This window comes from Bacillus sp. 11B20 (genome assembly GCF_056098985.1).
On sequence record NZ_JBLZWZ010000009.1, the window covers coordinates 407,404 to 419,275 of the forward strand.

General features: G+C 43.4%; 12 protein-coding genes. All 12 read right to left on the reverse strand.

What is annotated here, in order from left to right; genetic code table 11:
* Window positions 1–39 precede the first annotated feature (39 nt).
* Complete coding sequence (locus ACN6NB_RS16405) at window positions 40–504, reverse strand: 8-oxo-dGTP diphosphatase (RefSeq protein ID WP_024423553.1); 465 nt, start codon at window positions 502–504, stop codon at window positions 40–42.
* Window positions 505–861: 357 nt separating this feature from the next.
* Window positions 862–1,812 carry a thioredoxin-disulfide reductase gene (gene trxB / locus ACN6NB_RS16410; RefSeq protein WP_039183330.1) on the reverse strand — a complete coding sequence of 317 codons (951 nt, stop codon included), beginning with the start codon at window positions 1,810–1,812 and terminating at the stop codon, window positions 862–864.
* A gap of 234 nt (window positions 1,813–2,046) precedes the next feature.
* The gene (locus ACN6NB_RS16415) at window positions 2,047–3,441 is read right to left on the reverse strand and encodes a C40 family peptidase (RefSeq protein WP_058837575.1); all 1,395 of its coding nucleotides are present in this window, start codon (window positions 3,439–3,441) and stop codon (window positions 2,047–2,049) included.
* A gap of 363 nt (window positions 3,442–3,804) precedes the next feature.
* Window positions 3,805–5,265, reverse strand: coding sequence for a tetratricopeptide repeat protein (locus ACN6NB_RS16420; RefSeq protein WP_144490035.1), 1,461 nt, complete (start codon window positions 5,263–5,265; stop codon window positions 3,805–3,807).
* Between the two features lie 131 nt (window positions 5,266–5,396).
* A complete protein-coding gene (gene hisIE / locus ACN6NB_RS16425; protein WP_058837573.1) occupies window positions 5,397–6,026 on the reverse strand; it encodes a bifunctional phosphoribosyl-AMP cyclohydrolase/phosphoribosyl-ATP diphosphatase HisIE in 630 nt (209 codons plus the stop codon).
* Window positions 6,023–6,781, reverse strand: coding sequence for an imidazole glycerol phosphate synthase subunit HisF (hisF, locus tag ACN6NB_RS16430; RefSeq protein WP_047201833.1), 759 nt, complete (start codon window positions 6,779–6,781; stop codon window positions 6,023–6,025). The genes hisIE and hisF overlap by 4 nt, the downstream gene beginning before the upstream one ends.
* A complete protein-coding gene (gene hisA, locus ACN6NB_RS16435) occupies window positions 6,778–7,515 on the reverse strand; it encodes a 1-(5-phosphoribosyl)-5-[(5-phosphoribosylamino)methylideneamino]imidazole-4-carboxamide isomerase (RefSeq protein ID WP_144490033.1) in 738 nt (245 codons plus the stop codon). The genes hisF and hisA overlap by 4 nt, the downstream gene beginning before the upstream one ends.
* Window positions 7,512–8,150 (reverse strand): imidazole glycerol phosphate synthase subunit HisH, encoded by a 639-nt coding sequence (hisH, locus tag ACN6NB_RS16440; protein WP_058837571.1) that lies wholly within the window; start codon window positions 8,148–8,150, stop codon window positions 7,512–7,514. Before hisH ends, hisA begins: the two co-directional genes overlap by 4 nt.
* Window positions 8,150–8,734, reverse strand: a complete 585-nt coding sequence (gene hisB, locus ACN6NB_RS16445; RefSeq protein ID WP_024423560.1) for an imidazoleglycerol-phosphate dehydratase HisB — start codon at window positions 8,732–8,734, stop codon at window positions 8,150–8,152. The genes hisH and hisB overlap by 1 nt, the downstream gene beginning before the upstream one ends.
* Window positions 8,734–10,020 (reverse strand): histidinol dehydrogenase, encoded by a 1,287-nt coding sequence (hisD, locus tag ACN6NB_RS16450; protein ID WP_144491528.1) that lies wholly within the window; start codon window positions 10,018–10,020, stop codon window positions 8,734–8,736. Before hisD ends, hisB begins: the two co-directional genes overlap by 1 nt.
* Window positions 10,017–10,664 (reverse strand): ATP phosphoribosyltransferase, encoded by a 648-nt coding sequence (gene hisG / locus ACN6NB_RS16455; protein ID WP_059376603.1) that lies wholly within the window; start codon window positions 10,662–10,664, stop codon window positions 10,017–10,019. The genes hisD and hisG overlap by 4 nt, the downstream gene beginning before the upstream one ends.
* On the reverse strand, window positions 10,657–11,832 hold the full coding sequence (locus ACN6NB_RS16460) for an ATP phosphoribosyltransferase regulatory subunit (RefSeq protein WP_058837568.1): 1,176 nt from the start codon (window positions 11,830–11,832) through the stop codon (window positions 10,657–10,659). The genes hisG and ACN6NB_RS16460 overlap by 8 nt, the downstream gene beginning before the upstream one ends.
* Between the last annotated feature and the right edge of the window lie 40 nt (window positions 11,833–11,872).

Genomic DNA, 11,872 nt, shown 5'->3' on the forward strand with positions numbered 1-11,872 from the left:
GCCTGCTTCCTCTCCTTCTTTATGAAAACGGTTCATGTATTATTCTCCCTGAGGATCTAACCGATAAGCAATCAGCTCAAAATCGGGTGTATACGTAAAAGTGCCGTGCAGAAGTCCTTTTCCTTTGAGCATGAAATCAAGAATATGGGAATCTCCTGGAGCCATCGGCAAATGAGGCACATCCTTTACGTCATGCCATTTTAAAATGCCTTCCTCTGACTCTGTTACGTTTTTTCCGGTAAATGAATCTGCCATAAAGGTGAACATCATCCACTCTTGAACGATTTGATCGCCTTCTTTTATGATAAAGGTAAAAACACCTTTCAGTTGCGGATTTAAAATATAAATACCTGTTTCTTCTCTATATTCTCGAACGACTGAATCTTTGACCGATTCTCCGCTTTCCATTTTGCCGCCCGGTGCTACCCACCAGCCCCGTCTTGGCTTTTGCAGCAAGAGAACTTGATCTTCGTGATGCAGCACACAATTGGTTACTCGTTGCATCAGCTGTCACCTACTCTTTTATGTCTTTAACTTATTATACAGGTTCAACCTGACTCCCACAATGAACATGCCCGTTCTTCCCCGAAAACAGACCGGTTTTCGTTTGAATGATGTAACGAGCCATTTCTCTACTCTTTATTTTACAGCATCTAACGGTTCTCCATGCGTCATTTGTGAACATCTCGTGAATTTCTGATTTCAGGCAAAAAAAAGGACACGGATTCACATCCGTGCCAAACATGTATTCCTTATAAAAGGGGGTCAATTACTAGTTTTATCATAACGGAAAATTATTTCACCCGTGTTACATTCCAGTTAAAAGCCCATGACGCTATATTAAGGATTTACGACAGCCATTTATTTCGTTGCTTTGAGTTTTTCAGCAAGCTCTTCTACATAATGCTGTGCGCTTTGTGCTGCAATACTTCCGTCTCCTGTTGCTGTGACAATTTGACGAAGTGTTTTTTCACGAATGTCACCCGCTGCGAAAATACCTTCCACTCTCGTTTCCATTCTTTCGTTTGTCTCGATGTAGCCTTCTTTATTTGTAATGCCGAGATTTTCAAATGGTTTAGACAGTGGCAGCATTCCGATATAGATAAAGGCGCCGTCTGTTTTAAACTCTTCTTCTTCACCAGTCACCGTATCAACCAATGTCACACTGCCGACTTTCCCGTTTTCTTCATTGATCTGTTTCACGGTTTTGTTCCACATGAAGTCAATTTTTTCATTATCAAAGGCACGCGCTTGTAAAATGCTTTGTGCACGAAGTTTATCGCGTCTATGGATAATCGTTACTTTAGAAGCGAAGCGTGTGAGATACACACCCTCTTCTACAGCAGAATCTCCGCCGCCAATGACGACAAGCTCTTTGTTTTTAAAGAATGCTCCGTCACATACTGCACAATATGATACGCCGCGGCCGCCAAGTTCTTTTTCACCTGGTGCACCGATTTTTTTGTATTCAGCCCCTGCCGCGATAATGACAGAGCGTCCTTTGTATTCTTTTGAGCCGGCTTTGACGATTTTGTATTCTTCACCGTTCACGATTTCTTTGATATCGCCATACGCATACTCTGCACCGAATTTCTTCGCATGCTCAAACATTTTATTTGAAAGTTCCGGCCCCAAAATGCTTTCAAAGCCAGGATAGTTCTCGACATCTTCCGTATTCGCCATTTGTCCGCCTGGAATTCCTCTTTCAATCATTAATGTTGAAAGATTTCCCCGTGATGTATAAACAGCGGCTGTCATTCCGGCAGGACCCGCTCCAATGATGATCGTATCGTAGATTTTTTCTTCTGACACAACTGTCACTCCCTCTTCAATTGCTGCTCGCATTTCTTATTAGAATGCCCTTGGGTGATGCTTCCATTCATGACAGAGAGCATCATTTCCACTCTTAGTTTTTATTCCTTACCCATATCCTATTAAATCTGCGGGGAATAAGCGAATCATTTGCTCATATCTTCAAAAAAAGAAAAAGCTTCCTTAAACTGCTGTTTAAGGAAGCCTGTTTACGGTTATATAAAAAGTAATGATTTATTCAACGACTCTTCTTACAACGCCTTTGAATGCTTTTTTCCAGTATACGTTGCTCATTGAGTCAACTGAAACACCGCGAGAGCTGTTATCGTTCAAGAATGTACCGTTTCCTAAGTAAATACCAACGTGTCCATTTACTTTATACGTATCAAAGAACACAAGGTCTCCGCGTTTCATGTCAGATGCACTTACAGCTCTTCCTTTACCTACAAGCGAATCTGTTGTTGTACCGCCAACTGGTCCAAGGTTGATACCTGCTGATGCAAAAGCCCAGCGAACGAATGAAGAACAGTCAAAACGACGTGCGTCAATATCGGCTTGTGATCTGCCGCCGCCCCATTTATATGGAGATTGTCCAACAATAGTAGAACCTGTGCTGATTGCACCTTCAATTCCGCCTACGTTACTGCTGACAGGTGATCCACCGCCAGTAGATGGCTTCTTGCTTGGTGAACTGCTGTTGCTGTTATTATTGTTATTGTTGTTATTAGATGACCCGCTGTTACTTGAAGATGGGCTGCTATCGTTATTTGAGCTGTTGTCTTCCGCTTGAACACTAGCTTGACGCTGCTGCTGTTGTCTTTGCGCTTTTTCTTCTTTTGCTTTTTGAGCTGCTTCTCTAGCTTCTTTTTCAGCTTGTTTTTGTGCAGCTACTGTTGCGTCCTTTTCAGATGCAATGCTGTTAGCCTCACTGTTTAACTCGCTGATTTCAGAAAAAGCACTTCCTTTTTGCTTTTTCACTTGCTTGAATAGCTTGTCTTTTTCATCAAGCTGTTTATTCAGGTCTGATTGAAGTGTTTCAAGCTTTGCAAGTGTGCTTTGCACATTTTCAAGCTTTGTGTTTAATTCGTTTTCAGACTTTTGAAGCTCTGCCTTGTCTTTTTCCTGCTCTTTAATGATTTCACTGTCTGCGTTGATCAGTGTAGAAACTGCACCTGCACGGCTGATGAAATCGCTAAAGCTTTTTGCTCCTAGTAATACATCTATGTATTTCGTAGAACCACCGCTCTCTTGAAGGGCACGTACACGCTTTTTCAAGAACTCGTTTCTTTCTTCAATACGTTTTTCTGTATCAGCAATTTCTTTTTTCAGTGCTTTGATTTCTTTTTTTGTTTTTTCATTTTCTTTTTGTTTTTCTTCGATTTGATCACTTGTTTTTAAAGCTTTCTCATCAATATCTTTAAGCTTTTGTGCAAGTGCCTCTTGTTTTGCTTCAAGCTTTGAAAGCTCTTCTTTTTTCTTTTGAAGATTCTTGTTTACCTCAGATTGCTTGCTGTCTAGTTCTTGTTTCTTTTGTTCAAAGTTCTGTGCGTTTGCTTCATGTGTAAATGGAATAAATAAACCGCTCGCTCCGATCACCGAAGCTAAACCGAAAGTAATAAACTTTTTCACAAATAGTTCCTCCTTTGACAATTTCCCAAGCGACATTAGAAAGCAGCAAATTCTCTGCGACCAATCTGTGCTCTCTATGTCTTTCTTCCTGATTGTTCAGTCAGATGTTGACCAGATTGTTTCATCACTGGGTGTTTCATTATGTATAGTAAAATATTTAAATATCTATCTTTGTTTTAATCCACGATTTTCATTATACATGAGACATCGACAAAATGAGCTAATATTTTTATTACATTTATGTTTCAAAAACATGTCGTGATTGTCATACTTCGCCAATTCCTTGCAAATCCCACCTTTTTATCCAAGAAAAAAGCATGACCTTTTCGGCCATGCTGGGATGTTCTGAATCTATTTACCTATTTAATCAATTAACGTACAGATTTCTCGTTCGTATTTTGACAGTGTTTGAACACTGATTTGAAAAGCAGACGCAATGTCTTTTTTGCTGACAGCTGATTCTTCTTGTTCATTCATCCATAGATAATAAGATGCTGCTGCCCAGGCAGGCGCATTTTTCTTATCAATACCAGAAGCACGTGCCTGCTGAATAATATGGAATAACCAAAAATAAGGCATATGGCTGTCAGGCTGAACGGCTTCCTCTAAACTGGATGCCGCCTGTTTTGCAAAAACTGCATCTTCTGAAAAAGACTTTTCTTTCATTTCATCTTCATACAAAAGCAGTTCTATGAATTGCTGTTCAAAGGCCGTTTTCGCTGCACGTGCATCAAGGACAGACTGCAGAACGTCACGTTCTCCTTTTTGTTTGCTGACATAGTACGCAGTCAGACGTTCCTCAATCGAGACCATTGGCTCAGTCTCCTCAGGTTTATCCTGCCACGGCTTGATCTCATCTGCGTCGATATCTTCTTCGACCATCTTATCCCAAACCGTTTGGGCGAGCGTTTTGTGGCCTGTATGATAGGCTGCGCTTGCAAGCCAGTATAAAAATGTACTATCTCCCTGAAAACCTGTTTTGTACAAAGAATAAAGCCATTTAAAGGCCCATTCAAATTCTCCTACAAGGGCAAATGTTGCACCAAGCTTATAACGCTGTTCACTTAGTATTGGATACACGTGCGTTAATTGCTTCGCTAACTTGTTGACCTTCTCTTCTTCTTTTTCATAATGGTAGAAGACTAGCTGATTGCAAAGGGCATGCAGATTACCGGGATTTTCATGAAGGACCCGGTTCAACATTTCTTTCGCCTGATGGATTCGGCCAGAATAAAAATAGGCCAAAGCGAGATTGTTATACGCTGACCAAAATTCTGGATACTCAACAATCATCTGTTCCAGCATCTCAATGGCTTCATCGAGTCTGCCGCTTTCAAGCAAATGGTTTGCTTGATCCTGCTTCACAATCAGGTCATCCTGATCATAAGGAAAATCTTCGTCCTCTTCGTCGCTCATATCGAGCAGGTCCAGGAGGTCGTCATTTTCATCCGCAAATTCCCCGTTCTCTTCCAGTGCGGCATAAGCAGTAGCTGATTTATATGCCTCTTGAAATAGTCCGAGATTGGCATAATTATTGGCTTTAAAGTAGTGACACTCAGACATGTTTTCATCGATGTGTTCGAGGATGAAATCAAGCAGTTCGTTTGATTGCTGGTAATGACCCATTTCAGTATAAATAATGGCAAGCTGTGACAGCATTTCTACATTTTCAGGCTCAAGTACGATGGCCCGCTGTATTAGCTTACTTGCCCTAGACAAATTTCTTTCTCTATATGCTTTAAGACCTTTATGAAAAAAGTAATGCCCATCTTGAAAAAGCTGGACGACTTGTGTGTGATTATTTTGAGAAGTGTATTTACTCACCGATACCCTCCATTTCGAACAGTGTACCGTGTGTAGTATAACATACTTCACCAGTCGTCACATAGAACAAAAGGAAAGGAAGGATTTGTTTTTCATTTAAAAATAAAAAGCCTGGGATATCCCCCGGCTTTTCATTCACCTTGATGACGCTTTTTTAATACCTTTAATACATCATCAAGCGGTAATTGCTGTTCACGTAATAGCACAAGAAGATGATAGAGGAGGTCCGCTGTTTCCCATTTCAATTCTTCTTGATCCCGGTTTTTCGCTGCAATGATCACCTCAGACGCTTCTTCCCCTACCTTTTTCAGGATTTTATCGACCCCTTTTTCAAATAGATAGGTAGTATAAGCACCTTCAGGCATTTCCGCCTGACGCTTTGCAATGACCTGTTCAAGTTCATTTAATATCGCAAAACGATCCTGCTCTTCGCTTTGACGCTTTACGCCTTCTTCCGAAAAACAGCTATAGCTGCCAGTATGACAGGCTGGGCCGCTTGGCGCGACAAGGACAAGCAAAGCGTCCTTGTCGCAGTCATATCGGATAGAACTCACTTGCTGGGTATGTCCGGAGGTGGCGCCTTTGTGCCAAAGCTCGTTTCTCGACCGGCTATAAAACCATGTTTCACCTGTCTCCAGCGTTTTTTCATAGGATTCTTGATTCATATATGCCAGCGTCAGTACTTCCTTACTTTGAGCATCCTGTACAATCGCAGGAATCAGGCCTGCTTCATTAAAAGTTAATTCATTTGCCTGTTTCATCTGACCTTCACCCCGTGTTCTCTCAAATATGTCTTTACCTCGTGAATGGAGGTTTCTTTGTAATGGAAAATGGAGGCTGCTAATGCTGCATCAGCTTCTCCTTTTGTAAATGCCTCCAGCATATGCTGGGCATTGCCAGCGCCGCCAGAAGCGATAACTGGCACAGTGACTGCCTCTGATACAAGCTTTGTCAATCGATGATCAAAGCCTGTCTTTTCACCATCGGCATCCATACTTGTCAGTAAAATCTCTCCTGCACCTCTTTGCACAGCTTCCTTCGCCCAGTCGCTAACCTCTAAATCTGTTTGACGGCGTCCCCCGTGTGTATAGACCATATATGCTTTTTTCTCTTCATCGTATTTTGCATCAATTGCGACAACGATACACTGGGAGCCAAAAAAGTCAGCACCTTCTGAAATCAGTTCTGGCCTTAACACAGCTGCTGTATTGACAGATACTTTGTCTGCACCCGCTCTTAATATACGCTTCATGTCATCAAGGTGGTTAATCCCGCCTCCTACCGTAAATGGTATGGCAAGAGTGGACGCGACTTGTTTAACCACATCCACCATCGTTTTCCGGCCTTCATGCGACGCAGAAATATCTAGAAAGACAAGTTCATCCGCCCCTGCCTCATCATAGATCTGCGCTAATTCTACCGGATCACCAGCATCCTTTAAGCCTAGGAATTGCACTCCTTTGACAACACGCCCTTCCTTCACATCAAGACATGGGATGATTCGTTTTGTCATCATATGCGGTCAAGCCCTTCAAATGCTTCCGCTAAAGTAAACTGCTTCGTGTAAAGTGCTTTTCCAATGATCGCACCAGACACACCAGTTTCTTTTTGCGCTGACAGCTTTTGAAGATCAGCTACCGCGCTGACACCGCCTGAAGCAATCACTTGTTTGCCGGTTGCTTCTGCTAAGCGAACCGTGCTTTCCACATTGGGACCAGACAGCATGCCATCCATTTGAATATCGGTGAAAATAAAGACCTCTGCGCCTTCCTTTGCCAATTCCCTGCCGAGCTCCTCTGCCTTCACTTTAGACGTTTCAAGCCACCCTTCAGTCGATACAAAGCCATTTCGCGCATCAATCCCAATTGCGATTTTCTCTCCAAATTGCGCCAGCATTTTTTTCACAAAGGCTGGGTTAGATACAGCTGAGCTGCCAAGTATCACTCTATCGACGCCGCTCTTTAAATAAAAAGCAACGTCTTCTTCTGTCCGAATACCGCCGCCGATTTGTACCTTCACATCTAAAGAAGATGCAATCGCCAGCACATGCTCATGATTGACACGTTTCCCTGCTTTTGCACCATCTAGATCCACAAGATGAATCCACGTTGCTCCATCCTTCGCAAATTTCGCGGCCATGTCGAGCGGTGAATCTCCATAAATGGTTTCTTGATCATAATCACCTTGTACAAGACGTACACATTTGCCATTTCTCATATCAATCGCTGGATATAATGTAAACTCACTCATTTGCTCACCCTCTGTTCGTTTGCTAATTGAATAAATTGTTTGAGCAGCGCCATTCCCGTTGTACTGCTTTTTTCAGGGTGAAACTGTGCACCAAGCACATTTCCCTTGCCAACGATTGCTGGTACTTGAACACCATAGTCCGCGCTTGCTAATTGCTCATCTGGGTTCATATCACTCACATAATAAGAGTGAACAAAGTATGCAAATCCTTCTGGTACACCGTCAAACAATGGGGAGGGCTGATGAAATGTGAGCTCATTCCACCCCATATGAGGTACCTTCAGCCTTTTCCCGTCCTGATCACGATCTTTTAAAAGAACGACACGCCCTTTTAACAGCCCCAATCCTTTTGTGCGGCCTGCCTCTTCGCTTTCTTCAAATAACAGCTGCATGCCAAGGCAAATGCCGAATAACAGCTTTCCTTCCTGCACAACTTGATGAATAAACGCCTCAAGTCCAGTCTCTTTTAACAGCTGCATTGCATCACGAAACGAACCAACTCCGGGCAAAATATAAGCATCTGCTTTTTTCAGCTCCTCCACATCAGAGGAAACGATATAACGGGCACCTGCTCGTTCCAATGCTTTTGATACGCTGAACAAATTTCCCATTCCGTAATCAATGACTCCGATCATTAGAGCATCCCCTTTGTCGAAGGAATTCCTTTCACACGTGGATCAATGGTTGTTGCTTCATCTAAGGCACGTGCCATCGCTTTAAAAATGGCTTCAATCATATGGTGTGTATTGGTTCCGTAGTGAACAATGACATGAAGGTTGATCCGGGCTTCAAGTGCAAATTTCCACAGAAACTCATGTACTAGCTCTGTATCAAAGGTACCTACCTTTTGACTTGGAAAGGCCGCTCTCATTTCCAAATGAGGACGATTGCTTAAATCGACCACGACCTGGGCAAGAGTTTCGTCCATCGGAACAAAGCTTGAACCATACCGCTTAATTCCCTTTTTATCGCCTAACGCTTCCTTAAACATTTGCCCGAGCACAATGCCGATATCTTCTGTTGTGTGGTGATCATCAACATCCGTATCTCCTTTCGCATCGACAGTCAAATTAAAGTGTCCATGCTTCGTGAATAAATCAAGCATGTGCGTCATAAAAGGGACGTCTGTTTGAATATCTGCTTTTCCTTCTCCATCAATTTCTAGCGCTAATGAAATGTTCGTTTCATTTGTTTTTCTCGCTGTTTTCGCCTGTCTCATTACGATTCCTCCCGCTTTCTCGCTTCAATCGACCTTGCATGTGCTTCAAGCCCTTCTAATCTGGCAAAAGCGGCAATGCTTTCCCGATGTGTTTCAAAGGCCTCTTGACTATATGAAATAATGCTCGTTTTCTTTTGAAAATCAGTCACACCAAGCGGGCTGGAGAATCGAGCTGTTCCGTTTGTTGGCAGCACATGATTCGGCCCTGCAAAATAATCGCCCACCGGCTCTGGACTATAGCGTCCTAAGAAAATCGCACCCGCATGCTTGATTTGACCAAGAAGTGATTCTGGATATGCTGTTAGCACCTCTAAGTGCTCTGGTGCTAATTGATTGACGACGTCTACTGCACGATCGATTGATTCTGTCACGTAAATATGGCCATGATCTTGAATGGATTGTGCTGCGATTGATTTTCTCGGCAAAGTATCCAGCTGCTTTCTGACTTCAGCCTGCACGCTTTCAGCAAGTGTCTTAGACGGTGTTACCAAAATACTAGATGCAAGGGCATCATGCTCTGCCTGCGAAAGTAAATCCGCCGCTACCTCATGCGCGATTGCTGTTTCGTCTGCTAGAACTGCAATTTCACTTGGACCTGCAATCATATCAATATCTACCTGACCAAATACTTCCCTCTTTGCCAGCGCTACATAAATGTTCCCTGGACCCGTGATTTTATCAACAGGCTTGATGCTTTCCGTTCCATAGGCAAGTGCCGCAATCGCCTGTGCACCGCCCATTTTATACATCTCAGAAATACCAAGCTCCTTCGCCGCAGCTAAGACAGCGTCAGAGAGACGTCCATCTTTCCCAGGGGGTGTCACAAGAACGATTCGTTCAACGCCAGCAACTAGCGCAGGGATTACATTCATTAAGACGGATGATGGATAAGCAGCTGTTCCACCCGGGACATACACACCTACCGCATCAAGCGGTGTCACCTTTTGACCAAGCATTGAGCCGTCCTTTTGGTGATAAAACCAAGAAGAGGTCAGCTGGCGCTCGTGGTATGTGCGAATATGCTTGATAGCCGTTTGGATAATCTGAACCATCTCTTTATCCAAACGTTGGTAAGCTTCTTCCATTTCACCTTCTGTGACAAGCGGATGTTCAATCAACACACCGTCAAATTGCTTTGTAAAAGACCGTACAGCTTCATCACCATTTGTTCTCACTTCTTGTATAATGCGCTGAACAGCCTGACGCTGCTCTTCTGTTCCTGTATCTAAAGACCGTTTGAGTGAGAGAGTATCTGTCTCACCTTCTTGTATGCAGGTGATGTTCATGATGATTCCTCCCCTTCTCCTTCAATGATTCTTGCAAGACGCTGTGCCATTTCATCGATCACCGTATCCTTCATCCTGTAGCTCACAGGATTGACAATAAAACGTGACGTGATATCACAAATATGCTCCGTTTCCACAAGTCCATTTTCCTTTAGTGTTTGACCTGTAGAGACAATGTCAACAATGCGATCGGCAAGCCCAATGAGCGGTGCTAATTCAATGGAGCCATTTAGCTTAATGATCTCCACCTGCTCCCCTTGCTCTCTAAAATAGGAAGATGCGACATTTGGGTATTTTGTTGCCACACGCGGTGCGACACCACCCCAGCTCGCTCCTGGCAAACCAGCAACAGCTAAATGACATTTACTGATGTTTAAATCGAGCACTTCGTACACATCACGAGCTTCTTCGAGCATGACATCCTTCCCTGCAATGCCAACATCCGCCACACCGTGCTCTACGTAGGTGGTCACATCCATTGGCTTAGCTAAAATAAAGCGGAGGTTTTCTTCTGGTACATCTATGATTAATTTTCTTGAATCCTCGAATTCCTCTGGCAGCTGGTACCCCGCCTGTCTTAACAGCCCGGCTGCTTCTTCAAATATCCGGCCCTTTGGCATCGCCATCGTCAACACTTTACCCATTTCGCTCTTCCTTTCTAGCGCCGATAAAATAAGTCACCTGTTCAAATGCCTTGGTCATCGCGTCAATATTTTCAATCCCCGCTAAGTCTTGCAGGACGATCTTTTTCCCTTTTGACCGCTCCTTTTCTGCAAAAGCAAAAGCTTCAAGTCTTTGTTCTTTGCTAAAAATCACAGCTTCCTGCGGCTCATTGATCTCTTTCGCATCCAGCGCTTCAAGAAGACGGTCTAGTCGAAGTCCGAACCCTGTAGCTGGTGCGGGTGCATTAAAATGAGCAAGTAATTGATCATATCTACCGCCACTTCCGATGACCGATCCAACATGATCAGCAAATACTTCAAACAAAATACCCGTATAATAGCTCATATGACTCACCATGCTTAAATCTAAACGGATATATTCTGTACAGCCGTAATCTTCAAGTGTCTCCCATAGCGACTTTAGCTGTGCGAGCACCTCTTTTCCTTCTTGTGAAACGACGATTTCCTCTGCCCGCTCTATCACTTCTTGGCCGCCTCTTAACTCTAAAAGCTGTAACAGCCTCATTTTATCGATGGAGGAAAGCGGTAATTGTTTCACATGCTGACGGTATCCTACATAATTCTTTTCATATAAGAAGCGGCGAAGGACGTTTGCACGCTCTGTATTTCCGAGTACATCGACAAATAACGTCTCTGCTAAAGCGACATGCCCAATCGCGATTTTGAAGGACCTTAGCCCGGCATTTTTTAAGGCAAATACGGCAAGTGCGATGACTTCAGCATCTGCACTAATTGAACCATCACCAATCAATTCAATTCCGACCTGCTCAAATTCCGAAGGCCTTCCGCCTTCTCTTTCCTGCGCACGAAACACACTCGCTGCATACCCGACACGAAGCGGATACGCCTGTTCATGAAGCTTAGAAGCCGCCACCCTTGCAATCGGACCTGTCATATCAGGTCTCAGTACAAGGGTTTGCCCGTTTTGATCAAGAAGTTTAAAAAGTTGTGTATCAGTAATCGCCGATTGCACACCGACTGTATCGTAAAATTCAAGCGTTGGTGTCTCCATTAAACGGAAACCCCAACCATTCATGACCTCTGTTAAAGAATGTCTCACTTTTTTCTTCGTCTCATACAATCCAGGTAATGAATCCCGCATACCATATGGTTTCTCAAACATAAACATGTTCTTCCGCACCTCCAACACATTAAAACAAAAAATTCCG